The sequence below is a fragment of the Pseudomonas sp. B5(2017) genome (assembly GCF_002112825.1).
In the GTDB taxonomy this organism is placed as follows: Bacteria; Pseudomonadota; Gammaproteobacteria; order Pseudomonadales; family Pseudomonadaceae; genus Aquipseudomonas; species Aquipseudomonas putida_Z.
Genome location: NZ_NEIR01000002.1, coordinates 278856 through 304872, shown reverse-complemented (window position 1 = coordinate 304872; position 26017 = coordinate 278856). Strand labels below are relative to the sequence as shown.

Below are 26017 nucleotides of genomic sequence, written 5' to 3'. Positions count from 1 at the left end.
CCCTCAGGTAATGCACAACACTTGAAATGTGCACTTATCCTGTAGGAGCGGCCTTGTGTCGCGAAAGGGCTGCAAAGCAGCCCCGGCAATTTGTTTATCTGCCCTGAAACCTAGCCCTTGGTGGAGCGGTCGATCGAGAACCCTGCCCAGTCCTGGCTCACCGGCATCAGCTCGAGGCTGTTGATGTTGATATGCGCCGGCTGGTTGAGGATCCAGAAGATGGTCTCGGCAATGTCCTGCGGCTGGATCGGCTCGGCACCGGCATAGGTGGCGTCGTATTTGGCCTGGTCACCGCCGAAGCGCACCAGCGAGAACTCGCTCTCGCACAGGCCCGGCTCGATGTTGCTCACGCGCACGCCCGTACCCCGCAGGTCGCAGCGCAGGCTCAACGAGAACTGGCCGACGAAGGCCTTGGTGCCGCCGTACACGTTGCTGCCCGGGTACGGGTAGTTGCCCGCCACCGAACCTACGTTGAGGATCGACGCCCCACGACCGTGGGCGATCAGCCGTGGCAGCAGCAGGCGGGTGGTGTACATCAGGCCCTTGATGTTGGTGTCGACCATGGTTTCCCAGTCGTCCAGGCTGCAGTTCTGCGCCGCGTCCACACCCAGCGCCAGGCCTGCGTTGTTGACCAGGCCGCGCAGCTTGTCGAAGCCGGCCGGCAGGCTGGCGATGGCCTGCTCCATGGCCTTGCGGTCACGCACGTCGAGCACCAGGCCATGTACTTCGGTCTTGGCCGACAGTTCGGCGCACAGGGCGTCCAGGCGCTCCTTGCGGCGGCCAGTGAGCACCAGCTTCCAGCCGGCTTCGGCGAAGCGGCGGGCAGTGGCCTCGCCGAAACCGGAAGTCGCGCCAGTGATGAATACGGTGGACGTCATGCTCTGTTCCTCACGGTGGATTGTCATCGGCAGGCTTGCAGCATGCCCGCGCTGGGCGCTTGCAGCAACCCGCCCGCGGCACTGTTCATTTTTTGATCATATGCAGCAAACCCTTGCAGCAGAGGGCTCGGCACCAGCTATGCGCATGTTATCCACAAGGCTTTCCCCACGGATTGGGGGCAACTTGTCCACGGTGCGGAACCCTTTCAGCGACCTGTGGTCGGTGGATATCTTTTCGGTGATGGCGCAAGGCTTTCAAGCATGCCGTCTGCAGCGGTCTGTCCAAGGTTTTTTCACAGGGTTATCCACAGGTTTTGCGCGAGCCTTGGAATGTATGCAGGGCTTTGAAAAACCTGGGAAAATCATCCACAAGGTGCCTGTGATCAAAAAATGATCATGAAGCTGCAGGGCTTGGTATCAAAGGGCTTGAGCGAGATGCCACCATGTTTTCCACAGGCGGTTCCACATTATCCGTGGAAAAGATCGGGCCTGTGGAAACAAGGGCTTGAGATGGGATGCTGGAGTGTATGGAGGCAGGCCCGCGACAAGTTGTCCACATTTGGAATCGGGGCTGCTTTGCAGCCCATCGCGACACAAGGCCGCTCCTACAAGGGGCCGCGATGCCACATGGAATCGCAGATCGCCTGTAGGAGCGGCCTTGTGTCGCGATGGGCCGCAAAGCGGCCCCCCAGTGCAACTCAATGCCCGCCGAGATAGGCGTTGCGCACTTCCTCGTTGACCAACAGCTCCTGCCCCGTGCCGCTCATGCGAATCTGCCCGTTGACCATCACATAAGCCCGGTCCGACAGTTTCAGCGCATGGTTGGCGTTCTGCTCCACCAGGAAGATGGTCATCCCGGTCTTGGCCAATTCACGCAAGGTCGAGAAGATCTGCTTGACCACGATCGGCGCCAGCCCCAGCGATGGCTCATCCAGCAGCAGCAACTTTGGCCGGCTCATCAGCGCGCGGGCAATGGCCAGCATCTGCTGCTCGCCACCGGACATGGTCATGGCCCTCTGGTTACGCCGCTCTTTCAGGCGCGGGAACAGCTCGTACATGCGCTGCATGTCTTCGTCGGCATGCTTGTCACCGATGGGGATGGTACCCATCATCAGGTTCTCCTCGACGGTCATGTCGGGGAACACCCGGCGCCCTTCCGGCGACTGGGCGATGCCGTTGGAAGCGATGTAGTGCGACGACTTGCGAGTAATGTCGGTGCCGCGGTACACGATATGCCCCGACGCCGCCCGCGGCTGACCGAAGATCGACATCAGCAGGGTCGACTTGCCGGCACCGTTGGCGCCGATCAGGCTGACCGTCTCGCCCTCGTTGATGTGCATCGAGACCTTTTTCAGCGCCTGGATCGGGCCGTAGAACACGTCCAGGTCCTTCAGTTCGAGAATGGGTGCACTCATACCAGTTCCTCTTCATCGGCACCCAGGTAGGCGGCGATCACCGTCGGGTTGTGGCGGATATCCTGCGGCGCGCCTTCGGCAATCACGTTGCCGTGGTCGAGCACCACGATATGGTCGGAAATGCTCATGACCATGCCCATGTCGTGTTCGATCAGCACCACGGTGATGTCGTGCTCGTCGCGCAGCACGCGGATCATGCGGCTGAGAGCTTCGGTTTCCTGTGGGTTCAGGCCAGCCGCCGGTTCGTCCAGGCAGATGATCTTCGGCCGCGTGCACATGGCCCGGGCGATTTCCAGGCGGCGCTGCTGGCCGTACGACAACTCGCCAGCCAGGCGGTTGGCGCAATCGACCAGGTCGACCACCTCCAGCCAGTAGAACGCGTGGTCCAGTGCGTCACTCTCGGCCTTGCGGTAGGCCTTGGTGTTGAGCACCCCGGCCAGCAGGTTGCGGTTGACCCACATGTGCTGGGCCACCAGCAGGTTCTCCACCACCGACATTTCCTTGAACAGGCGAATGTTCTGGAAGGTGCGTGCCAGGCCGGCGCGGTTGACCAGGTGGGTACCGCCGAACATCTTGTAGTACATGCGGTTGGCAAAGCGCGCCGGCGATACGAAGTCCGCCACCTGGAAGCGCTCGCCGAGCAGCTGGATGACATTGGTGTGGCTGCCGCGCACGTTCAGCTCGATGCGCCCGCCACTGGCCTTGTAGAACCCGGTCAGGCAGTTGAACACGGTGGTCTTGCCCGCACCGTTGGGGCCGATCAGGGCGAAGATCTGGTTGCGCCGGACCTTCAGGCTGACATCGCTGAGCGCCTTGATGCCACCGAACTGCATCATCAGGTTGTCGACCGAGAGAATGATATCGTCGCTCATGGCGCCACTCCTTTACGCGGGGTCACACCGGTACGGCTGATGCGGATCAGCCCACGCGGTCGCCAGATCATCATCAGCACCATCAGCACACCGAACAGCAGCACGCGGTACTCGGAGAAGCTGCGCAGCAGCTCGGGCGCCACGGTCAGCACGAAGGCCGCGATCACCACACCTACGGTCGAGCCCATGCCACCGAGCACGACGATGGCGAGGATCAGCGCCGACTCGAAGAAGGTGAACGACGACGGGTTGACGAAGCCCTGGTAGGTGGCAAAGAACACCCCGGCCAGGCCGGCGGTGGAGGCACCCAGGGTAAACGCCGAAAGCTTGACCAGCACGTGGTTCAGGCCCATCGAGCGGCAGGCGATCTCGTCTTCGCGTAGCGCTTCCCAGGCACGGCCGACCGGCATGCGGGTCAGGCGGTGCTTGATGTACAGCACGGCCAGCACGACGGCGAACAGCACCGCGTAGATGAACACGAACTTGAGGTTGGCGTTGTATTCGAAGCCGAAGAACTCGTGGATCGGTACCCCGCCGTCCTTGGCCCGGCGGCCGAACTCCAGGCCGAAGAAGGTGGGTGCCGGTGCCGGCATGCCGTTCGGGCCGCCGGTGAACGACAACCAGTTGTTCAGCACCAGGCGGATGATCTCGCCGAAGCCCAGGGTCACGATCGCCAGGTAGTCGCCATGCATCCGCAACACCGGGAAGCCGAGTATGCACCCCGCCAGCGCCGCGGCGATGGCCGCCAGTGGCAGCACGCTCCAGAAGCCCAGGCCAAGGTACTGGTAACCCAGCGCCAGGCCGTACGCGCCGATGGCATAGAACGCCACGTAGCCCAGGTCGAGCAGGCCGGCCAGACCGACCACGATGTTCAGCCCCAGGCCCAGCAACACGTAGATCAGGCCGAGGATGACCACGGTCAGCAGGTACTTGTTGGCGAAGATCGGGAAGACGATGGCAATCACCACCAGCGCAGGGATGATATAGCGCAGCCGCGATACGTAGTTCGGCGCGCGCACATGCACGCCCGAACCACCGCTTTCGAAGCCCTGGAGCATGCGCGAGCCGGCGGCCGTCTGCAGGTACAGGCTGAGCAGGAAGCGCCCCAGCATCACCCCGCCGACCAGCCAGGCCACACGCCGCGGCTCGGCATTGAAGGTGTAGCCGTCGAGCACCACGCCGACCACAGGGCCAAACACGATGAGTGCCAGCAGGCCGGCGACGATGGTCTCCAGCAGGCTGCGTTTGATGTCGAAACTTCTGGTTTCAGTAACGGAGGCAGTTTTGGCAATGGACATGTTCACACCTTAGCCACGAGCGGGCGACCCAGCAGGCCTTGTGGGCGGAAGATAAGGATCATCACCAGCAGCGAGAAGCTGAACACATCCTTGTAGTCGGAGTTGATCAGGCCAGAGAACAGCGACTCGGAAATACCCAGGATGATCCCGCCGAGCATGGCGCCAGGCAGCGAGCCGATACCGCCGAGCACCGCGGCGGTGAACGCCTTGATGCCGATGATGAAGCCGGCGTAGAAGTCGAAGGTGCCGTAGTTCATGGTGATCAGCACGCCGGCCAGGGCGGCCATCACCGCACCGATGACGAACACGTAGGAGATCACCCGGTCGGTGTTGATGCCCAGGATCGAGGCCATCTTGCGGTCTTGCTGGGTGGCACGGCACATGCGGCCGAGCTTGGTGTACTTGATCACGTAGGTGAGCAGGCCCATGCCAACGAAGGCTGCCACCAGGATGAAGATCTTGGTGTAGGTCAGTTGCACGAAGCCGGTGCCCACTTCGACACGCCAGGCACCTTCCAGCAGGGTTGGCACGCCTTGCTGGCGGGCGCCCTGGCTGATCTGTGCGTAGTTCTGCAGGATCAGCGAGATGCCGATGGCACTGATCAGCGGTGCCAGGCGGGTGGAGTTGCGCAGGGGTTTGTAGGCGATGCGTTCGATGGTGAAGCCGTACACGCCGGTGACGACGATGGTGAACAACAGGGTGCCCAGCATCAACAGGGGGAACGACTCGATACCGAAATAAGCCAGCAATGCCAGGCTGATCGCCGCGAGGTACGCGGAAATCATATACACCTCGCCGTGCGCGAAGTTGATCATGCCGATGATGCCATAGACCATTGTGTAGCCGATGGCGATCAGGCCATAGACCGACCCGAGGGTCAGGCCGTTGACCAGTTGCTGCAGGAAAATACCATCCATAACGCAATCTCACCTGATTGAGATTGCACGAGCGCCGACCACGGCGGGCCTGGGACAAGGCGGCCCTCGCAGCGCAGTACTGTGCAGATCTACGGATAAAGACAGGTACCGCGGGGCTTTGGCCCGGGGCTGACGCGCCCGGGCCGTGGGCCGTTGTTATTTTTGTTTTTCCAGCTGGTGGTACTTGCCTTGGGCATCCCACTGGTAGACCACATAGTCGGACACGGTCAGGTCACCCTTCTTGTCCCACTTTTTCTCGCCCATGACGGTCTGCACCGGGTTGGCCTTGAGCCACTCGGCAGCCGCTTCGCCCTTGTTCGACTTGGCGCCGTTGAACGCGGCAGCCAGGGCCTGCAGCGAGGCATAGGCGTACAGGGTGTAGCCTTCAGGTTCGGTACCAGCCTTGCGGAACTCCTCCACCACCGCCTTGCTGTCCGGCAGCAGGCGCGGGTCGGCGCCGAAGGTCATGTACACACCATCGACGTACTGCGCGCCGCCGGCGGTGGACACCAGTTCGTCGGTGACGATGCCGTCATCGGACATGAACTTGACGTCTTTCAGGCCCTGCTCGCGCAGCTGGCGTACCAGCGGGCCGGCTTCCGGGTGCAGGCCGCCGAAGTAGACCACGTCGGCACCGGTGGAACGGATCTTGGTGACGACGGCGCTGAAGTCCTTCTCGCCGCGGGTCAGGCCTTCGTACAGCACCGGCTTGACGCCGCGTTTCTCCAGCTGTGCCTTGGTCGCGTCGGCCAGGCCCTGGCCGTAGGTGTCCTTGTCGTGCAGCACCGCGACTTTCTTGCCCTTGAGCACGTCGACGATGTAATCGCCGGCGACGATGCCCTGCTGGTCGTCACGGCCGCACATGCGGAACATGGCGCCCAGGCCGCGCTCGGTGACTTGTGGGTTGGTGGAGCCCGGGGTGATGGCGATGACGCCAGCCTCGTCATACACCTCGGAGGCCGGGATGGTGTTGGAGGAACAGAAGTGGCCGACCACGCCGATCACCTTGTCCTGGTCGACCAGGCGGTTGGCCACGGCCACGGCCTGCTTCGGCTCGCAGGCGTCATCGCCTTTGACCAGCACGATTTTCTCGCCGTTCACGCCACCGGCGGCGTTGATCTTGTCGGCCGCTGCCTGCGCACCTTTCATGTACTGCTCGCCAAACGCTGCGTTAGCCCCGGTCATCGGGCCCGCTACACCGATCTTGACGTCGGCCTGAACATACGAAGAAACACCCAGTGCCGTAGCTACGGCCAGAGCCAGGAAACCTTTCTTGTAAAACGTCTGCGACATGAGGTGGTGCTCCTAGAGTTTTTTTTGGTTGGCACTACAACTTCTCAGCCCTGTGCTCTGAGCAAGGGCCGTGCCATAGGTTTTGTCTTCCGGGAAAACACACTATGCAGGTTGCCGGCAGGCGACCGACGGCCTTTTCTTTATTGAGCGTGCAACCGTCTGCCACGCGGCAGGCGCCACCACACGTACAGACAAGGAGCAACCATCGAGTGCCATCATTGCAACCCTGGCAAGTGTTTACGTGCAACCGCCCTGTAACAGCGGACGTCACCGAACTGCACACAGCTGGTGCGCGACTGCTACAGGCGGCACCGTTTCAAGGCTAGCTGGTGCACGAAAAAACACCTCTGTTTTGGCAGTTCCGGCCCTATCGCCGGCAAGCCAGCTCCCACAGGAACACTGCAAATTCCGGCCCTGTGGGTTACTTGTGGGAGCTGGCTTGCCGGCGATAGGGCCGCAACAGGCACAACAAGGCCGAAAAGGCTGGCACAATGTCCGCCATTCGCCGCTTCCGGAGCCCCATTGATGAGCGAGAGCGCATTCGCCGAGCGCATCGTGCACAACCTGCTCGACACCGACTTCTACAAACTCACCATGATGCAGGGCGTGCTGCACAACTACCCGGACGCCGACGTCGAGTGGGAATTCCGCTGCCGCAACGGCGAGGACCTGCGCCCCTACCTCGGCGAGATCCGCAACCAGCTCGAACTGCTCAGCGACCTCACCCTGGATGACGGCCAGCTGGCCTTCCTCGAACGTATCAGCTTCCTCAAGCCTGACTTCCTGCGCTTTCTGCGCCTGTTCCGCTTCAACCTGCGCTACGTACGCCTGGGGATAGAAAACGACCAGCTGTTCCTGCGCCTGAAAGGCCCGTGGCTGCATGTGATCCTGTTCGAAGTGCCGCTCCTGGCGATCATCAGCGAAGTGCGCAACCGCCATCTGCACCCGCGCATGCGCCTGGCCGAGGCCCGCGACCAGCTGTACCGCAAGTTCGACTGGCTGCGCGCACATGCCAGCGACGATGAACTGGCCGAACTGCAGGTGGCCGACTTCGGCACCCGTCGGCGCTTTTCCAGCCGTGTGCAGGAAGAAGTGGTGCGTGTGCTGCGCGACGATTTCCCGGGCCGCTTCGTCGGCACCAGCAACGTCGACCTGGCATGGAAACTGGATATCAAGCCGCTGGGCACCATGGCCCATGAATGGATCATGGCCCACCAGCAACTCGGCCCGCGACTGATCGACAGCCAGATCGCCGCGCTGGACTGCTGGGTGCGCGAGTACCGCGGCCTGCTCGGTATCGCCCTGACCGATTGCATCACCATGGATGCCTTCCTCGGCGATTTCGACCTGTACTTTGCCAAGCTGTTCGATGGCCTGCGCCACGACTCGGGCGAACCGGTGGCCTGGGCGGAAAAGGCCATTGCCCATTACCAGAAACTGGGTATCGACCCGATGACCAAGACCCTGGTGTTTTCCGACGGTCTCAACCTGACCCGCTCGCTGGAAATCTTCCGTGCCCTGCGCGGTCGCATCAACGTCAGCTTTGGCATCGGCACCAACCTGACCTGTGATATCCCGGGCGTGGCCCCGATGAGCATCGTGCTTAAAATGACCGACTGCAACGGCGCGCCGGTGGCGAAGATCTCGGACGAAGCCGCCAAGACCCAATGCCGCGACGAGAACTTCGTCGCCTACATGCGCCATGTTTTCAAAGTCCCCAGCAAGGAGTAACCCATGCAAGCGGTTCAGCAAGAGATTGCCCAGGCGCTGAAGGTACAGCCGCCATTCGCCGACGCCGCCGCGCTCGAGGCCGAAGTGGCCCGGCGCGTGGCGTTCATCAAGGATTGCCTGGCCAACGCCCGGCTCAAGACCCTGGTGCTGGGCATCAGCGGCGGCGTCGACTCGCTGACCGCCGCCCTGCTAGCCCAACGCGCCATCAACGAGCTGCGCGCCGAAACCGGCGACAAGGCCTACACCTTCATCGCCGTGCGCCTGCCTTACCAGGTCCAGCATGACGAGCATGACGCCCAGGCGTGCCTGGAAGTGATCAAGGCCGACGAAGTGCACACCGTGGATATCGCACCGGCAGTACGGGCGCTGGCGGCTGAAGTGGTGGAGTTGAAGAACGGCTCGCCGACGCTGGTGGACTTCGTGGTCGGCAACGTCAAGGCGCGTACCCGCATGGTCGCCCAGTACACCATCGCCGGTGCCCGCGCGGGCCTGGTGATCGGCACCGACCACGCCGCCGAGGCGGTGATGGGGTTCTTTACCAAGTTTGGTGATGGTGCCTGCGACCTGGCGCCGCTGAGCGGGCTGGTGAAGAACCAGGTGCGGGCGATTGCGCGCAGCTTCGGTGCGCCGGAGTCACTGGTGGAAAAGGTGCCGACTGCGGACCTGGAAGACCTGGCGCCGGGCAAGCCGGACGAAGCCTCCCATGGCGTGACTTACCAGCAGATCGATGCCTTCCTGCATGGGCAGCCGGTTGACCAGGAAGCGTTCGACATTATCGTCGCCACCTACCGCAAGACCCAGCACAAGCGCGAACTGCCGTTCGCCCCTTGATAAGGCTATAGACGGACCTGTGGGAGCGGGTTCACCCGCGAATGCGATGGTGAAGCCACCGACGCATTCGCGGGTGAACCCGCTCCCACAGGATTCACCGTCAGCCTTTGATTACTTGACGACGACCTTGCCCTTCATCATCGAGATGTGGCCCGGGAAGGTGCAGAAGAAGCTGTAGTCGCCACCGGCTTCCAGCTTGGTAGCGTCGAACTTCACCTCGGTCTCCTTCTCAGGAGCACCAATCATTTTGGTGTGGGCGATGATCGCGGCGTTGTCAGCTTTGATGTAGTCCTTTTCCAGACCCTGGCTCATGCCTTCGGTGGCAATGCCCTGCATGTCGGCAGTCTTGCTGATCACCAGGTTATGGCCCATGACGTTCTTCGGCAGGTTGCCGGAATGGGTCAGTTTGACGGTGAATTCCTTGCAGCTCTTGTCGACGGTGATTTCCTTGGTGTTGTAGGACATCTGGTCGGTGGAGTCGACAGTCACCGAGCACTCGGCTGCGAAGACAGAGGCGCTGGCGAGGGTCAGCAGGGATACCGCTACAGCTTTCGCAAACATCATGAATCTCCTTGGCAGGGTTTTATCAATTGCGAGACTGCCTGAAACCGTTCAGCCCCTTGCTGATATGGGTCAAGGGGCTGTCAAGAGGCCAGCCAGTAGAATTGTTCAATGGATTGTATACAACCAATTCAAGGGCACATCATGCCCTTTTATTGGACGATGGGACAACCTCTCATTTAGGAGCAATACGAAATGACCCTTGGAAGCCTGATGAACAGCCTGCTGGCGGCCTACGCCCATGGAGCGACCGGCGCCATCTGCGAATTCTCCCGACCGGAGTGAAACCAGCCTTGGAACTGTAGGACATGGGCCTTACCCTGTCAGCCTGAGTGACTGGAGATGAGCAATGCCCGTACGTTCCGTTTGTGTGTTCTGCGGCGCCAGCATTGGTGCCAACCCTGCCTACCGTGAAGCAGCTATCGCGCTGGGTCAGGCGATTGCCCATCGCGGCCTGACCCTGGTCTATGGCGGTGGCGCGGTCGGCCTGATGGGCACCGTCGCCGACGCGGCCATGGCGGCCGGTGGCGAAGTGATCGGGATCATCCCCGAGAGCCTGATGAATGCCGAAATCGGCCACAAGGGCCTCAGCCGCCTGGAAGTGGTCGACGGCATGCACGCGCGCAAGGCACGCATGGCCGAGCTGAGCGATGCCTTCATCGCCCTGCCCGGTGGGCTGGGTACGCTGGAGGAGTTGTTCGAGGTATGGACCTGGGGCCAATTGGGCTATCACGCCAAGCCGCTGGGGCTGCTGGATGTGAACGGCTTCTACGAGAAGCTGGGCGGGTTCCTCGACCATATCGTCGAAGAAGGCTTCGTGCGGCCGCAGCATCGGGCTATGTTGCTGCTGGGGCAGCAGCCTGATGAGCTGCTGGACGGGATGGACAGCTTTGTTGCGCCGGTGGCGCCGAAGTGGGTCGACAAGAAGCCCGACTGATTTCCAGATTTCGGGGCTGCTTTGCAGCCCTTTCGCGACACAAGGCCGCTCCCACAACAGCACTTCGTACGCCGATCGATGTGGGAGCGGCCTTGTGTCGCGAAAGGACCGCAAAGCGGTCCCGATATGGATCAGTTAGCGCGGAATGATCGGCTGACGCGGCTTCTTGTTGCCCTTGCCACCCTTGGCCGCTTCCTTGCGCTCCTTGGCCGCCTGCTGGTTACGCGCAAACGCTTCGGCCTTGGCTTTTTCACGCTTGTCCCACGGCTTGCTGCCATCACTGCCACGCGGCGGCAGGCCGGTGTGCTGGGTAAGAACCTTCTGCTCCTTGCCCACCTTGTGGCTACCCGCCGGGGTCGAGTTCTTGCGGCGTGCACTCTGGTAGGTATCGGTCTGCGGCTGGTGCAGCGGGATCAGTTGGTGCTTGCCCGGCCCGATCAGGTCGGCGCGGCCCATGCGCTGCAACGCCTCACGCAGCATCGGCCAGCCCTTCGGGTCGTGGTAACGCAAGAACGCCTTGTGCAGGCGGCGCTGCTCCTCGCTCTTGACGATATCCACACCTTCGCTCTTGTAGGTCACCTTGCGCAGCGGGTTCTTGCCCGAGTGGTACATGGCCGTGGCCGAGGCCATCGGCGACGGGTAGAACGCCTGCACCTGGTCGGCACGGAAGCCGTTGCCCTTCAGCCACAGGGCCAGGTTCATCATGTCTTCGTCGGTGGTGCCCGGGTGCGCGGCGATGAAGTACGGGATCAGGTACTGCTCCTTGCCCGCCTCTTTCGAGAACTTCTCGAACATGCGCTTGAAGCGGTCATAGGTGCCGATGCCCGGCTTCATCATCTTGTCCAGCGGGCCACGCTCGGTGTGCTCCGGGGCAATCTTCAGGTAACCGCCGACATGGTGGGTGACCAGTTCCTTGACGTACTCCGGCGACTCCACCGCCAAGTCATAACGCAGGCCAGAGGCAATCAGGATCTTCTTCACACCCGGCAGGGCACGAGCCTTGCGGTACAACTCGATCAGCGAGCTGTGGTCGGTGTTGAGGTTTTCGCAGATGCCCGGGAACACGCACGACGGCTTGCGGCAGTGCTTCTCGATGTCATGGCTCTTGCAGGCGATGCGGTACATGTTGGCAGTCGGGCCGCCAAGGTCGGAGACCACGCCGGTGAAGCCCGGCACCTTGTCACGCATCTCTTCGATTTCGTGCAGGATCGACTCGTGCGAGCGGTTCTGGATGATGCGGCCTTCGTGCTCGGTGATCGAGCAGAAGGTGCAGCCACCAAAGCAGCCACGCATGATGTTCACCGAGAAGCGGATCATCTCGTAGGCCGGGATGCGCTCCTTGCCGTAGGCCGGGTGCGGCACACGGGCATAGGGCATGCCGAACACGTAGTCCATTTCCTCGGTGCTCATGGGGATGGGTGGCGGGTTGAACCACACATCCACTTCGCCATGCTTCTGCACCAGGGCGCGGGCGTTGCCCGGGTTGGTCTCCAGGTGCAGCACCCGGTTGGCATGGGCATAGAGTACCGGGTCGTTACGCACCTTCTCGAACGACGGCAGGCGGATCACCGACTTTTCCCGGGTCATGCTCGGGCTGTCGAGAATCTGCACGACCTTGGCTTCGTTCGGGTCCTCCTGGTCGCCCTTGGCCTGCTCGATGGCACAGGCCTGGGTGTCCTGGGTATTCACGTACGGGTTGATGATCTTGTCGACGCGGCCCGGGCGGTCGATGCGGGTCGAATCGATCTCGTACCAGCCCTGAGGCGTGTCACGACGCACGAAAGCAGTGCCGCGCACATCGGTGATGGTTTCGATCTTCTCGCCGTTGGACAGGCGCTGGGCCACCTCGACCACCGCGCGCTCGGCGTTGCCGAACAGCAGGATGTCGGCGCTGGCGTCGATCAGGATCGAGTGGCGGACCTTGTCCTGCCAGTAGTCGTAGTGGGCGATGCGGCGCAGCGAGGCCTCGATGCCGCCGAGCACGATCGGCACATGCTTGTAGGCTTCCTTGCAGCGCTGGCTGTACACCAGGCTGGCGCGGTCCGGACGGCTGCCGGCCAGGCCACCAGGGGTGTAGGCGTCGTCGGAACGGATCTTCTTGTCCGCTGTGTAGCGGTTGATCATCGAGTCCATGTTGCCCGCGGCCACGCCGAAGAACAGGTTCGGCTCGCCGAGCTTCATGAAGTCGTCTTTCGACTGCCAGTTCGGCTGGGCGATGATGCCCACGCGGAAGCCCTGGGCCTCCAGCAGGCGGCCGATGATGGCCATGCCGAACGACGGGTGGTCGACGTAAGCATCACCGGTCACGATGATGATGTCGCAGGAATCCCAGCCGAGCAGATCCATCTCCTCCCTGCTCATCGGCAGGAAAGGTGCTGGCCCGAAACATTCGGCCCAGTACTTGGGATAGTCGTAGAGTGGTTTGGCTGCTTGCATGTCAGTGACCGGTTCTGGTGTGCAGGGAAATCGCGGGCGCGGAATATAGCACAAATTTTGACCAAATCCGACGATGGTTGTCGGATTCATGGCTTGCCGGCGATGAGGCCGGTGGCTTATTCGTCGTCGTCGAAGTTGTACATGCCCGGCGCAAGGTTCTCGAAGCGGGTGTACTTGCCGATGAACGCCAGGCGCACGAAGCCGATGGGGCCGTTACGCTGTTTACCGATGATGATTTCCGCCACGCCCTTGTGCTCGGTCTCGGGGTGGTACACCTCGTCGCGGTACACGAACATGATCACGTCGGCGTCCTGCTCGATCGCACCGGATTCACGCAAGTCGGAGTTCACCGGGCGTTTGTTCGGGCGCTGCTCCAGGGAGCGGTTCAGCTGCGACAGGGCGATGACCGGGCAGTTGAATTCCTTGGCCAGGGCCTTGAGCGAGCGGGAGATCTCGGAAATTTCGTTGGTCCGGTTGTCGCCGGCCGAACCCGGGATCTGCATCAGCTGCAGGTAGTCGACCATGATCATGGCGATTTCGCCATGCTCACGGGCCAGGCGGCGGGTACGGGCGCGCATTTCCGAGGGGCTGATGCCGGCGGTATCGTCGATGAACAGCTTGCGGTCGTTGAGCAGATTCACCGCCGAGGTCAGGCGCGGCCAGTCGTCGTCGTCCAGCTGGCCGGAACGCACCTTGGTCTGGTCGATACGGCCCAGGGACGAGAGCATACGCATGATCAGCGATTCACCTGGCATCTCGAGGGAGAACACCAGCACCGCCTTGTCGGTACGCAGTACGGCGTTTTCCACCAGGTTCATGGCGAAGGTGGTCTTACCCATCGACGGACGGCCAGCGACGATGATCAGGTCGGCAGCCTGCAGGCCACTGGTCTTCTCGTCGAGGTCGGTAAAGCCGGTGGACACACCGGTGATGTCACTGTCGGAGTTGAACAGCGTGTCGATACGGTCGATGGCCATGGTCAACAGTTCGTTGACCCCCACCGGGCCGCCGGTTTTCGGGCGGGCCTCGGCGATCTGGAAGATCTGCCGCTCGGCGTCGTCGAGAATCTCTTCGGCGTTGCGCCCTTGCGGGTTGAACGCGTTGTCGGCGATATCGGTACTGATGCTGATCAGCTGGCGCAGGGTGGCGCGCTCGCGAATGATCGCGGCGTAGGCCTTGATGTTGGCTACCGACGGGGTGTTCTTGGCCAGCTCGGCCAGGTACGCCAACCCACCGACTTGCGAAGAAAGGCCTTCCTTGTCCAACTGCTCGTGCAGGGTCACCACGTCGAATGGCTGGTTGGCGTCGGCCAACTTGTGCACGGCACGGAAGATCAGGCGGTGGTCATGCCGGTAGAAGTCGCCATCCGATACCTGGTCCAGCACCCGCTCCCAGGCATTGTTGTCCAGCATCAGGCCACCGAGCACGGCCTGTTCGGCCTCGATGGAATGCGGCGGCACCTTCAGGGCTGCGGTTTGCAGGTCTAGCTGTTCGGAGGTGGTGATCTCGTTCATGGCCACGAAAGAATTCTGGAGGATGAAAAAGACAAAGGGCACGGCCTGTCGAAAACAGGACCGTGCCCGATGTTAACCGCCTGACCCACAAGGAGCCAGCCAGTCAGCGCAGCTTAGGCAGCTACGACGACCACGCGTACGGTGGCTTCAACATCGCTGTGCAGGTGCACGGCTACGTCGTATTCGCCAACCTGACGGATGGTGCCGTTCGGCAGACGAACTTCAGCCTTGGCCACTTCAACGCCGGAGGCGGTCAGGGCGTCAGCGATGTCGTGGGTGCCGATCGAACCGAACAGCTTGCCTTCGTCGCCAGCGGTGGCAGTGATGGTCACTTCCAGCTCGGCCAGTTGGGCAGCGCGGCTTTCAGCCGAAGCTTTCTTGTCAGCAGCTGCTTTTTCCAGCTCGGCGCGACGCTCTTCGAACGCAGCCAGGTTGGCGGCGTTGGCAACGGTGGCCTTGCCGAATGGCAGCAGGAAGTTACGGCCGTAACCAGCCTTAACTTTTACTTTGTCGCCCAGGTTGCCCAGGTTAGCGACTTTTTCCAGCAGGATCAGTTCCATTTGGTAAAACCTCTTAACTTTTAACCTTCACCGTTCGCGGAGTCATTCCCCTTGGGGGACTTGCGACCGCGAAAATCAATCAGGCTGTCGACAATGGCCAAAACCACCAGCAACGGATAAATCAGCTGCATGATCAGCGGCAACGTCACGTACATGCCCACCAGCCAGAAACCGGCCAGTCGCCCCTGCGCCACCAGCCCGTGCATCAAGGCGATGCCGGCCAGCACCAGTACCAGGCTCGAGGCCGATGCCAGGACGATGAACTGCGGCCCGATGAACGGGGCCACCACCATCACTGCCACCAAGACCGCCATGGTCTGTTTCGGCAACTTCAGGGCGCGAAACTCGCGACCGAAGCCTCCAGGGTTGTACAACGCTGCCTGCCAGTAGCGCGCCAGCACCAGGGCCAGCACACTGAACAATTGCACCGTCACTGCTGTGGAAGCGACCAGCACAGGGCGGATCAGCTCACCGGAGAGCACCGGTTGCCCCTCGATTTTCGGCATGGCTTCGGCAAACGCCTTGGCCAGCACATCGAAGGTTTGCGCCAGCGCCAGATCGAGCACGAGGCTGAAAGCCACGGCGAACACGGCACTGACCAGCAACACCCGGCTCCAGGGATGCTCGGCGCGCAACAGCGCAGCCAGGCCCAGGGCACCCGCGATCACCAGAAAGGTGATGGGATCGCCCATGACCCACACGGCCAGCCCGGCCAGCAGGCCGCCGGCGATGACCGTTGTAGCATCCTTGAACCCACGCCGCAGCAGCACAAGGCTGCCGGCAGCGGCACTCAACCAGAACAGCAGCGGCAGTACCGCGCTGATGACCACCACCAGGGTGGCCTGCACACGACCGCGCATGATGAAACTTGCTAACGCTCGCATGCTAATCCCTTACTGCTTGTCGACGACCCGGTCTCAGCGGCCGTGGCTGTCGGTGTAGGGCAGCAGGGCCAGGAAGCGGGCGCGCTTGATAGCGGTAGCCAGCTGACGCTGATAACGAGCTTTGGTACCGGTGATACGGCTTGGAACGATCTTGCCGGTTTCGGATACGTAAGCTTTCAGGGTGTTGAGATCTTTGAAGTCGATCTCTTTCACGTCTTCAGCAGTGAAGCGGCAGAATTTACGACGACGGAAGAAACGTGCCATTTAATAGGCTCCTCTAAAGGTCCGTGGATTACTCGTCAGCGTTATCGCTGGAGTCGCTGTCATTGCTGTCGTCGCCGTCGGCGGATTCAGCATGCTCAGGACGCTCACGACGCTCACGGCGCTCGCTGCGGTTTTCTTCAGCCTTCAGCATCTCGGACTGGCCGGTAACGGCTTCGTCGCGACGGATGACCAGGTTACGGATAACGGCATCGTTGTAGCGGAAGTTGTCTTCCAGCTCGGCCAGGGCCTTGCCGGTGCACTCAACGTTCAGCATCACGTAGTGAGCCTTGTGAACATTGTTGATTGCGTAGGCCAGTTGACGACGGCCCCAGTCTTCCAGGCGGTGGATCTTGCCACCATCTTCTTCGATCAGCTTGGTGTAACGCTCAACCATGCCGCCGACTTGCTCGCTCTGGTCCGGGTGAACCAGGAAGATGATTTCGTAATGACGCATGAATGCTCCTTACGGGTTAGTAGTCTGCCAGCGAATCTGGTCAGACAAGGAGTGAATGACACTGTATGTCTTGCACGGAGGGGAGGCACATGCGCGCCTGCCAGCTCGGCAAGGGGCGCAATTGTAGAGAAGGCGAGGCGTACAAGCAAGGTGATTGGTGAATATTTGAACAGCCTGAAAAATATTCAGAATGTGTCAGGCCCGATTCGCGGGCACGCCCGCTCCCACAGATCAACTGCTGCCTTTGGCATTGCAGATTACCTGTGGGAGCGGGCGCGCCCGCGAAGAGGCCGGCGCAGGTTATAGATCAGCGCTTGGCCTGACGCTGACGCACAGCCTCGAACAGGCACACGCCAGTCGCCACCGACACGTTCAGGCTGCTGACACTACCGCCCATCGGCAACTTCACCAGGAAATCGCAATGCTCGCGGGTCAGCCGGCGCATGCCCTTGCCTTCCGCGCCCATGATCATCACCAGCGGCCCGGTCAGGTCCTGCTGGTAGATTTCCTGTTCGGCCTCGCCGGCGGTACCTACCACCCACAGGCCACGCTGCTGCAGTTTTTCCAGGGTGCGCGCCAGGTTGGTCACGGCCACCAGCGGGATCACCTCCGCAGCGCCACAGGCCACCTTGCGCACGACCGGCGTCAGGGTTGCGGACTTGTCCTTGGGCAACACCACTGCCGTGGCACCGGCGGCATCGGCGGTACGCAGGCAGGCGCCAAGGTTGTGCGGGTCGGTCACGCCATCCAGCACCAGGATCAGCGGGGGTGTTTCGGTGCGTTCGAGCAATTCCTCGAGCATCAACTCGCCCCAGACCTGGCTCGGGCTCACCTCGGCGACCACACCCTGATGCACGCCCTCTACCCAGGCATCCATCTCACGGCGCTCGGCCTGGCCGACCGCCACGCGATTTTCCGCGGCCAGCGCCAGCAGCGCCTGCAGGCGCGGCTCGCTGCGCCCTTCCGACAGCCAGATCTGCTTGACCCGCTTCGGATGGTGCTGCAGCAATGCCTGCACGGCGTGCACGCCGTAGATCTTTTCCAGCTGACTCATGACTTGCTCTTGCTCTTGCGTGGCGCGCCGGACTTCGACGGGCCTTTACGGTGCTTGGTCGGCTTGCCGGAGGCCTTGCCACCCTTGTCCGACTTGCTGCTGGCATGGCCGCCACTGCGCGCCTCGCTCATCAGCGCCTTCTTCATTTCGCGGCTCTTGCGTACTTCGGCGTTACGCTGCACAGCGTCTTTCGGGAAGTACGCCTCGGCGGTCTCGCTCTTGCGGCTGCGCGGCTTCGGCGTGGCCTTGGCCTCGACCGGGGCCTGCTCGGCCTGGCCGGCAGCCGGTGCGGCACCACGCTGCTTGCGGCCGATCGGGGCGGCGAGGGTCTTTTCCGACACTTCGAAGTCGATCTTGCGCTCGTCCAGGTCGACGCGCATGACCTTGACCTCGATCGTGTCGCCCAGGCGGAAGCTGCGACCGGTACGCTCGCCAGACAGGCGGTGGTGCACCGGGTCGAAGTGGTAGTAGTCGCCCGGCAGCGCACTGACGTGCACCAGGCCTTCCACATAGATATCGGTCAGCTCGACGAACAGGCCGAAACCGGTCACCGCGGTGATCACACCCGGGAAGGTCTCGCCCACGCGGTCCTTCATGAACTCGCACTTGAGCCAGTTGACCACGTCACGGGTAGCTTCATCGGCCCGGCGCTCGGTCATCGAGCACTGCTCGCCGAGCTGCTCGAGGGTGTTCTCGTCGTACGGGTAGATGCGCGCCTTGGGGATGCTCATGGCGCCGGCACGCTTGACGTGCGGGGTTTCGACCCTGGAACGGATGATGCTGCGGATGGCGCGGTGCACCAGCAGGTCCGGGTAGCGACGGATCGGCGAGGTGAAGTGGGTGTACGCCTCGTAGTTCAGGCCGAAGTGGCCGTTGTTGTCGGTGCTGTACACCGCCTGGCTCAACGAACGCAGCATCACGGTCTGGATCAGGTGGAAGTCCGGGCGCCCGGCGATGCTCGCCAGCAGTGCCTGGTAATCCTTCGGCGACGGGTCCTTGCCCTTGTGCAGGGTCAGGCCCAGTTCGCCCAGGAAGGCGCGCAGCTTTTCCAGACGCTCCGGCGGCGGGCCGTCATGCACGCGGTACAGGGCCGGCACGCCATGCTTCTGCAGGAACTCGGCGGTGGCCACGTTGGCCGCCAGCATGCATTCCTCGATCAGCTTGTGGGCGTCGTTGCGCACGGTCGGGCGGATTTCCGCGATCTTGCGCTCGTCACCGAAGATGATGCGGGTTTCCTGGGTCTCGAAGTCGATCGCGCCACGGGTGTGACGGGCCTCCACCAGCACCTTGTACAGGTTGTACAGGTTCTTCAGGTCCGGCACGACTGCCTTGTACTCCTCGCGCAGCGCCTTGCCCTCACGGGTGCGGGAGTGCTCGAGCATGCTGCTGACCTTGTTGTAGGTCAGGCGGGCGTGGGAGTGGATGACGCCTTCGTAGAACTGGTAGTCGACCATCTGGCCGGCTTTGTTCATGGTCATTTCACAGACCATGGCCAGGCGATCGACATGCGGGTTCAGCGAGCACAGGCCGTTGGACAGCTCTTCAGGGAGCATCGGCACCACGCGCTCGGGGAAGTACACCGAGTTGCCGCGCTGCTGGGCCTCGACGTCCAGGGCCGAACCCAGGCGCACGTAGCTGGACACGTCGGCAATGGCCACATACAGGCGCCAGCCGCCGGAGAACAGGCGCAGCTTGCCCAGCGGCTCGCAATAGACGGCGTCGTCGAAGTCACGGGCGTCCTCGCCGTCGATGGTGACGAACGGCAGGTGGCGCAGGTCGACGCGCTTCTCCTTGTCCTTCTCTTCGACTTCGGAGCGGAACTTGCGCGCTTCCTTGATCACGTCCTTGGGCCAGACGTGCGGGATATCGTAGCTGCGCAGGGCAACGTCGATTTCCATGCCCGGCGCCATGTAGTTGCCGATGACCTCGACCACATCGCCTTGCGGCTGGAAGCGCGGGGTCGGCCAGTGGGTGATCTTGATCTCGACGAACTGGCCGATCTTGGCACCGCCGTTGCGCCCGGCAGTGACCAGTACTTCCTGCTGGATCTTCGGGTTGTCCGGGGTCACGTAGCCGATACCGCCTTCTTCGAAGTAACGGCCGACCACGCTTTCGTGGGCACGGGAGATGATTTCGACCAGCACGCCTTCACGGCGGCCACGGCGGTCGACGCCAGATACGCGAGCCAGGCCGCGGTCACCGTCGAACACCAGTCGCATCTGCGACGGGCTGAGGAACAGATCTTCGCTGCCGTCGTCCGGAATAAGGAAGCCGAAGCCGTCGCGGTGACCAGAGACGCGGCCGCAGATCAGGTCCAGCTTGTCTACCGGGGCATAAGTGCCGCGCCGGGTATAGATAAGCTGGCCATCGCGCTCCATTGCACGCAGTCGGCGGCGCAGGGCTTCGATCTGGTCTTCGTCGTAAAGACCGAACTCGGCCGCCAGCTCCTCGCGTGCGGCCGGTTCGCCACGGTCGGCGAGGCGCTGCAGGATCAGCTCACGGCTGGGAATGGGGTTGTCGTATTTTTCCGCTTCGCGAGCGGCCTCGGGATCGAGGGATTGCCAATCGGCCATCAGAAGGGGTTCACCTTGGGGTATATAGATATGAATTCTGGCATAGGCGTATTGAAACCGGAAATGTCAGCCTTGGACAGCCCCACCGGCGCCTCCGGCGAGCAGGAATAGGCCTGCGGAATCAACAAGTTGAATTTTTTGAAATTTTTTTCGCTTGGGGGGTTTACAGCCCCCCGGACCGTCCGTATAGTGCGCACCACAACGACGGACAACCCCGAAGTTGTAGTAGAGATGAGCGGCGCTGTAAAGCATCAAGTAATCTCGAATGTGTGCCCAGGTGGCGGAATTGGTAGACGCGCTGGTTTCAGGTATCAGTGGCTTAACGGCCGTGGAAGTTCGAGTCTTCTCCTGGGCACCAAATATTTTCAAGTAACAGATGACCAAGGATCTGTTACTACTGTGTGAAAGCGAACGATAGTCGCCTTCTCCAGATGATGTAAAGCTTTGCCCAGGTGGCGGAATTGGTAGACGCGCTGGTTTCAGGTATCAGTGACTTAACGGTCGTGGAAGTTCGAGTCTTCTCCTGGGCACCATACAAAAACCCACTAGCTTGCTAGTGGGTTTTTTCTTGCCTGCGATTTTTGTATCCCTCCTCTTTCGGTCATAGGTGCAAACCTGTGCCGGCCTCTTCGCTGCTAAAGCCGCTCCCACAGGTATTTCCCCCCCTCAAGACCTGTGATTTCCCTGTGGGAGCGGGTTTACCCGCGAAGAGGCCAGCACAGCCAACACACCTTCAGCCTCTTGCACCATGGTCTGACCATGAATTTCTCGTCACCCGGCCACTTGAGAAACGATTTCGTTTACCATTGTTTCCAAATATGTAGCCGTAAGCGAGGAAGTACCCGCATGACGATCCGCCCGCAACCGCTGATGCGTACCTTGGCCGCCGCCGTGCTGAGCCTGGTCATCGGCGCTCCGGCCGCCATGGCAGACGCACCGGTCACCCTGACCATGTACAACGGTCAGCACAAGGAAATCGGCGAGGCCATCGCCAAGGCCTACGAGGCCAAGACCGGCATCCACATCGATATCCGCAAGGGCAGCAGCAACCAGCTGGCCAGCCAGATCATCGAGGAAGGCGAACGCTCGCCGGCCGACATCATCTATACCGAAGAGTCCCCTCCCCTGAACAACCTGGGCGAACTGGGCCTGCTGGCGAAGATCGACGACGCCACCGCGAACATGATGCCCAAGGAGTACGTTGGCGCCAACGGCACCTGGATGGGCATTACCGCCCGTACGCGCATCGTCGTGTTCAACCCGAAGAAGGTCGACGAGAAAGACCTGCCGACCACAGTGATGGACTTTGCCAACCCCGAGTGGGAAGGCCGTGTCGGCTATGTGCCCACCAGCGGCGCCTTCCAGGAACAGGCCGTGGCCATCCTGAAAATGCACGGGCGAGAAGCCACCGAAGAATGGCTGACCGGCCTGAAGGCATTCGGCAAGACCTACACCAACAACATGGTCGCCCTCAAAGCCGTGGAAAAAGGCGAAGTGGCTGCGGTACTGGTGAACAACTATTACTGGTATGCGCTGGAGCGCGAGCGCGGCAAGCTGGACACCAAGCTCTACTACCTGGCCGATGGCGATGCCGGCAACCTGGTCACCATTTCTGGTGCAGCCGTGGTCAAGGCCAGCAAACACCCGAAAGAAGCCCAGGCCCTGCTCAACTGGATGGCCAGCGAAGAAGGCCAGCGCGTGATCACCCAGACCACCGCCGAGTACCCGCTGCACAAAGGCATGGTCTCCGACCGTGGCCTGAAGCCGTTCGAAGACCTGCGCCCACCGAAGATCTCACCAGCCGACCTGGGCAATGCCGAGGAAGCGATCGAGCTTGAGCGCGAGGTCGGCCTGCTCTGATGACTGCCGTCCTGTCCGAGCCGGTGCCGGTACGCTTCGTACCGCGCCGCAAGCGCCCCTCCGTCTGGGTAGTGCTGCCTGTGCTGTTCCTGGTAGCGATGAGCTTGCTGCCTTTGCTGTACGTTGCCATGAAAGCCTGGGAGGCCGGCTGGCGCGAAGCCCTGCACCTGCTGTGGCGGCCGTTTGTCTGGGGGCTGATGCGCAACACCCTGATGCTGATGGTCGGGGTGACGCTGACCTGCATGGTGGTCGGCCTGGCCCTGGCCTGGCTGCTTGAACGCAGCAACCTGGCCGGCCGTCGGCTGTGGGGCGTGGTGCTGTGCCTGCCGTTCGCCGTGCCGTCGTTCGTCAGCAGCTTCACCTGGGTGTCGCTGAGCTCGGACTTCGAAGGGCTGGGCGGGGCGATCATGGTCATGGCCCTGTCCAAGTACCCACTGGTGTTCCTGCCGGTAGCCGCGACCCTGCGCAACCTCGATACCTCGCTGGAGGAATCGGCACGTACGCTGGGCTGCAGCCGCTGGGGCGTATTCATCAAGGTCACCCTGCCGCTGCTGTGGCCATCGATGCTGGGCGGCGCACTGCTGATCGCCCTGCACATGCTGGTGGAGTTCGGCGCCTTGTCGATCCTCGGCTTGCAAACCTTCACCACGGCGATTTACCAGCAGTTCGAACTGGAGTTCAGCAATGCCAACGCGGCCATGCTGTCCGCCGTACTGTTGGCGATGTGCCTGGTGATGCTGTGGCTTGAACTGCGGGTACGCGGCAAAGCCCGTCATGTGCGCATCGGCCAGGGTGTGGCGCGGCGAGCACAACCGGTGCGGCTGCGTGGCTGGGCAGTGCTGGCGCAACTGTTCTGCGTGGGCCTGGCGGTGTTGGGCAGCGGTATTCCGCTGGCCATGCTCGGCTACTGGTTGAGCGTGGGTTCATCGGCGGCATTCCCTGTGGCAGCCATTTCCAAGGCGCTGTTCACCTCATTGTCGGTGTCGCTGGGGGGGGCCGGTTTCTGCGTGTTGCTAGCCCTGCCAATCAGCTTCCTGGTGGTGCGCTACAAGGGCCGCCTGGCAATTTGGGCCGAGCGCCTGCCATACCTGTTGCACGCCCTGCCCGGCCTGGTGATTGCCCTGACCCTGGTATTCTTCGCCCTGCATTACGTGCCGGCGCTGTACCAGACCACGGCACTGTTGCTGCTGGCCTATGCGCTGCTGTTCCTGCCGCTGGCGCAGTCGCCGGTGCGCACCGCACTGAACAAGGCTTCACCTACCCTGGAGGAAGCGGCACGGACCTTGGGCGCGAGCAGCTTTGCCGCGTTCTGCCGGGTGACCCTGCCGATCATCTTCCCGGCCATGGCGGCAGCCTTTGCCCTGGTGTTCCTGGATGCCATGAAGGAACTGACAGCTACCTTGCTGCTCAGCCCGACCGGCATGACCACCCTGGCCACCGAGGTGTGGGCGCACACGGCCAACGTCGAGTTCGCGGCGGCAGCGCCTTATGCGGCGTTGTTGATTGTGGTTTCGGGGTTGCCAGTGTATCTGCTGACTACGCGGATGTATCTGAACAAGGCGTAACCTTCTTCGCGGGCTTGCCCGCTCCCACAGATACCGCGCAGCCCTGCTGCCCACAGAGGCAAGGGCTCTGTGTCGCGATCGATGTGGGAGCGGGCATGCCCGCGAACACCGGCGAAGCCGGTGCCATCCACCGTGTCGCCTGCTTCGCGGGCACGCCCGCTCCCACAATGATCGGGTCAGGCTCTGAATTGCCCCAGGCTGGCACGCAGCTGTGCCGCCAGGTCATCCAGCACCTTGCTGCTGGCGGTGGTCTGCATCACCACCTCGGCCGAGCGTTCGGCCTGGGCGTGTATGGTTTCCACCCGTCCACGCACTGCCTGCGCCCCGCTCGCCTGCTGCTCGGCCGCCCGGGTGGCCAGGCCGATGGCCGCGTGCACCTGCTCCACCGCTGCCTGCACCGACTGCTGGCGGCGCTCGTTGTCACGCAGCACCAGCAGCCCTTCGCTGGCCTTGAGCCCGGCCTGGCTGATGGTGGCCACGGCCTCCTTGGCCCCCTTCTGCAGCGCGGCGATATGCGCCTGGATATCGCCCGTGGAACTTTGCGTCTTGCTCGCCAACGCCCGCACCTCATCGGCCACCACGGCAAACCCGCGCCCGGTTTCGCCAGCACGGGCGGCTTCGATGGCCGCGTTCAAGGCCAGCAGGTTGGTCTGTTCGGCGATGCCGTGGATAACCGTCAGCACCACTTCGATCTGCTCGCTCTGCTTGGCCAGGCGCTCGATCACCTGGGAGCCGGCCTCCACCTGCCCAGCCAGGTTCTCGATCAGACCGGCTAGCTGGGTCGATGTGCGGCTGTTCTCGTCAGTTGCCTGGCGGATATCCACCACCTGCTGCAGGGCTGCCTGCATCGCGTGGCTTTCAGCCTGGGCCTCGTCGGCCATGCTCGACAGGTCGCGCAGGCTGGCCGCCACTTCGTCGCGTTGCAGTGCAGCGGCAGCATCGGCACCGGCATTGCGCTGGGCCATCGCGCCAATCTCAACGCCGGTGCGCTGCGCCACCTCGCCCGCCTCGCGCACGATGGGTTGCAGCTTGTCGACAAAGCGGTTCACCGCCGAAGCCATGTCGCCAATTTCGTCGCGGCTGTCGAGGGGCACACGCTTGGTCAGGTCGCCTTCACCAGCCGCCAGGTCATCGAGGGCGGCAATCAGCAGGCGCAACTTGCTCAGCACCCGGCGACCAAGCACCACAGCCACCACCACCAGCACACCCAGGCCGACCAGCATCAGGCCCAGGCCGATGCGCCAGCGCAGTTCGGCGGCAGCATCGCGCACGGTCTGTGCGGTATTGGCCTGCATCGCGGCTGCGCTGCCCTGCGCCTTTTCCAGGCGCTCGCGCAAGGTCTTGCCACTGTCGGCTGCAGCACCGACCAGGCTGTCGCCGACCAGTTGCTCGCCGCTGGCGATCAGTGCGGCGAAGCGCTGGTCGAGGGCCTTGAGCTCCTGGTCGATGCCGGCGGTGGAAACGCCCATCACCACCTTGCCGATTTCTGCACCATTGGGGTTGATCGAGGCCTCGACGAAGTACACCGCCGGGTCGCGCCGGGCCGCGTCGATCACCTTGTCCAGCGCACGTTCGCCCTGGCCCTTGTCCATCAATGCCTGGTTGATCGGGTTTTGCCGGTTCAGGTAGCGAGTCAGGTGCTGGCCCTGGGCGTCGTCGTAGACCACGAACAGCACGTTAGGGTTGCGCTGGGCGCGCCGGGCGAAGTCGGAGAGCACCGGCACGTCGTTGTCCCATATCGCCCGCGGTGCGACCGACGCCAGCAGCTCGGCCATATCGTTGGCGGAGTCCTTGAGGTTCTTTTCCAACGTGCTGCGCAGCTGCTGCTGCTCGCTTTGCAGGCGCGCCGACAAACCTGCGCTAAGGCGCTGGCGGGTGCTGCTGGAGAGGCCGTCGAGGCCTGAGCGCACGTCTTGCCCGGCTTGCTCCAGCTCACTGGCGAGCTGGCGGCTGTCATTGCCCAGGCGTTCGCCCAGGTCGGCTTCCAAGGCGGTGACCGTGCTTCGGGTAAGCGCAACGGCGACCAGCACCTGCACCAAAAGAGCGATACCAAGGGCAACAAACACAGGCCGCAAAAGGCGGCTTCGTAACAGTGAGAGGATGGCAGACACGGTGTAACC

22 protein-coding genes, 2 tRNA genes and 1 pseudogene are annotated in these 26017 nt (G+C 62.5%); 8 read left to right on the top strand and 17 right to left on the bottom strand.

Features of this window, described 5'->3' with window-relative positions:
- Positions 1-110: 110 nt before the first annotated feature.
- A complete protein-coding gene (locus CAG00_RS04060; protein ID WP_085663549.1) occupies positions 111-878 on the bottom strand; it encodes an SDR family oxidoreductase in 768 nt (255 codons plus the stop codon).
- Here CAG00_RS04060 and CAG00_RS27600 point away from each other — a divergent pair.
- Entirely contained in the window at positions 859-1272 is a 414-nt protein-coding gene (locus CAG00_RS27600) for a hypothetical protein (RefSeq protein ID WP_139832724.1), read from the top strand. The genes CAG00_RS04060 and CAG00_RS27600 overlap by 20 nt on opposite strands.
- Before the next feature lie 304 nt (positions 1273-1576).
- Here the strand turns inward: CAG00_RS27600 and CAG00_RS04055 are convergent, their stop codons facing one another.
- The 5 genes from CAG00_RS04055 to CAG00_RS04035 form a co-directional block, all read right to left on the bottom strand.
- Positions 1577-2293, bottom strand: coding sequence for an ABC transporter ATP-binding protein (locus CAG00_RS04055; RefSeq protein ID WP_015271986.1), 717 nt, complete (start codon positions 2291-2293; stop codon positions 1577-1579).
- Positions 2290-3165, bottom strand: coding sequence for an ATP-binding cassette domain-containing protein (locus CAG00_RS04050; protein WP_025340815.1), 876 nt, complete (start codon positions 3163-3165; stop codon positions 2290-2292). Before CAG00_RS04050 ends, CAG00_RS04055 begins: the two co-directional genes overlap by 4 nt.
- Complete coding sequence (gene livM, locus CAG00_RS04045) at positions 3162-4463, bottom strand: high-affinity branched-chain amino acid ABC transporter permease LivM (protein WP_085663548.1); 1302 nt, start codon at positions 4461-4463, stop codon at positions 3162-3164. The genes CAG00_RS04050 and livM overlap by 4 nt, the downstream gene beginning before the upstream one ends.
- A gap of 2 nt (positions 4464-4465) precedes the next feature.
- Positions 4466-5380, bottom strand: coding sequence for a branched-chain amino acid ABC transporter permease (locus CAG00_RS04040; protein WP_013974411.1), 915 nt, complete (start codon positions 5378-5380; stop codon positions 4466-4468).
- A gap of 156 nt (positions 5381-5536) precedes the next feature.
- Positions 5537-6673, bottom strand: coding sequence for a branched-chain amino acid ABC transporter substrate-binding protein (locus tag CAG00_RS04035; RefSeq protein WP_075046518.1), 1137 nt, complete (start codon positions 6671-6673; stop codon positions 5537-5539).
- Positions 6674-7198: 525 nt separating this feature from the next.
- Here CAG00_RS04035 and pncB point away from each other — a divergent pair.
- Both pncB and nadE read left to right on the top strand, forming a co-directional pair.
- Positions 7199-8404, top strand: a complete 1206-nt coding sequence (pncB, locus tag CAG00_RS04030; RefSeq protein WP_025340817.1) for a nicotinate phosphoribosyltransferase — start codon at positions 7199-7201, stop codon at positions 8402-8404.
- 3 nt (positions 8405-8407) lie between these two features.
- Positions 8408-9235, top strand: coding sequence for an ammonia-dependent NAD(+) synthetase (gene nadE / locus CAG00_RS04025; RefSeq protein WP_013974414.1), 828 nt, complete (start codon positions 8408-8410; stop codon positions 9233-9235).
- Positions 9236-9346: 111 nt separating this feature from the next.
- On the opposite strand, the gene azu is transcribed toward nadE, so the two are convergent.
- On the bottom strand, positions 9347-9796 hold the full coding sequence (gene azu, locus CAG00_RS04020; RefSeq protein ID WP_015271990.1) for an azurin: 450 nt from the start codon (positions 9794-9796) through the stop codon (positions 9347-9349).
- A 349-nt stretch (positions 9797-10145) separates the two neighbouring features.
- Here azu and CAG00_RS04015 point away from each other — a divergent pair, with 349 nt between their 5' ends.
- On the top strand, positions 10146-10733 hold the full coding sequence (locus CAG00_RS04015; RefSeq protein WP_085663547.1) for a TIGR00730 family Rossman fold protein: 588 nt from the start codon (positions 10146-10148) through the stop codon (positions 10731-10733).
- Positions 10734-10868: 135 nt separating this feature from the next.
- On the opposite strand, the gene CAG00_RS04010 is transcribed toward CAG00_RS04015, so the two are convergent.
- The 8 genes from CAG00_RS04010 to rnr form a co-directional block, all read right to left on the bottom strand.
- Complete coding sequence (locus CAG00_RS04010) at positions 10869-13169, bottom strand: YgiQ family radical SAM protein (protein ID WP_085663546.1); 2301 nt, start codon at positions 13167-13169, stop codon at positions 10869-10871.
- Positions 13170-13285: 116 nt separating this feature from the next.
- Positions 13286-14683, bottom strand: coding sequence for a replicative DNA helicase (gene dnaB, locus CAG00_RS04005; protein WP_009681285.1), 1398 nt, complete (start codon positions 14681-14683; stop codon positions 13286-13288).
- Positions 14684-14796: 113 nt separating this feature from the next.
- Positions 14797-15243 carry a 50S ribosomal protein L9 gene (gene rplI, locus CAG00_RS04000; RefSeq protein ID WP_003249568.1) on the bottom strand — a complete coding sequence of 149 codons (447 nt, stop codon included), beginning with the start codon at positions 15241-15243 and terminating at the stop codon, positions 14797-14799.
- Positions 15244-15263: 20 nt separating this feature from the next.
- A complete protein-coding gene (locus tag CAG00_RS03995; protein WP_003259010.1) occupies positions 15264-16127 on the bottom strand; it encodes a hypothetical protein in 864 nt (287 codons plus the stop codon).
- A gap of 33 nt (positions 16128-16160) precedes the next feature.
- Entirely contained in the window at positions 16161-16391 is a 231-nt protein-coding gene (gene rpsR / locus CAG00_RS03990; RefSeq protein ID WP_003249563.1) for a 30S ribosomal protein S18, read from the bottom strand.
- A gap of 28 nt (positions 16392-16419) precedes the next feature.
- Positions 16420-16845, bottom strand: coding sequence for a 30S ribosomal protein S6 (gene rpsF / locus CAG00_RS03985; RefSeq protein ID WP_013974420.1), 426 nt, complete (start codon positions 16843-16845; stop codon positions 16420-16422).
- 307 nt (positions 16846-17152) lie between these two features.
- On the bottom strand, positions 17153-17899 hold the full coding sequence (gene rlmB, locus CAG00_RS03980; RefSeq protein ID WP_085663545.1) for a 23S rRNA (guanosine(2251)-2'-O)-methyltransferase RlmB: 747 nt from the start codon (positions 17897-17899) through the stop codon (positions 17153-17155).
- Complete coding sequence (gene rnr / locus CAG00_RS03975) at positions 17896-20472, bottom strand: ribonuclease R (protein WP_025340822.1); 2577 nt, start codon at positions 20470-20472, stop codon at positions 17896-17898. Before rnr ends, rlmB begins: the two co-directional genes overlap by 4 nt.
- Before the next feature lie 271 nt (positions 20473-20743).
- Between rnr and CAG00_RS03970 the strand changes: the two genes are divergently transcribed.
- From CAG00_RS03970 to CAG00_RS03955, 4 genes are all read left to right on the top strand, one after another.
- A tRNA-Leu gene (locus tag CAG00_RS03970) sits at positions 20744-20830 on the top strand.
- Between the two features lie 88 nt (positions 20831-20918).
- Positions 20919-21005 (top strand) — tRNA-Leu (locus CAG00_RS03965).
- 313 nt (positions 21006-21318) lie between these two features.
- The gene (locus CAG00_RS03960) at positions 21319-22332 is read left to right on the top strand and encodes an extracellular solute-binding protein (RefSeq protein WP_085663544.1); all 1014 of its coding nucleotides are present in this window, start codon (positions 21319-21321) and stop codon (positions 22330-22332) included.
- Positions 22332-23897 carry an iron ABC transporter permease gene (locus CAG00_RS03955; RefSeq protein ID WP_085663543.1) on the top strand — a complete coding sequence of 522 codons (1566 nt, stop codon included), beginning with the start codon at positions 22332-22334 and terminating at the stop codon, positions 23895-23897. The genes CAG00_RS03960 and CAG00_RS03955 overlap by 1 nt, the downstream gene beginning before the upstream one ends.
- A gap of 176 nt (positions 23898-24073) precedes the next feature.
- Here CAG00_RS03955 and CAG00_RS29250 read toward each other — a convergent pair whose 3' ends face one another.
- Together CAG00_RS29250 and CAG00_RS29245 are read right to left on the bottom strand one after the other, a co-directional pair.
- A complete protein-coding gene (locus CAG00_RS29250; protein ID WP_371053067.1) occupies positions 24074-24778 on the bottom strand; it encodes a methyl-accepting chemotaxis protein in 705 nt (234 codons plus the stop codon).
- Positions 24779-24979: 201 nt separating this feature from the next.
- Positions 24980-25120, bottom strand: a pseudogene (locus CAG00_RS29245) (hypothetical protein); the annotation flags it as partial.
- Between the last annotated feature and the right edge of the window lie 897 nt (positions 25121-26017).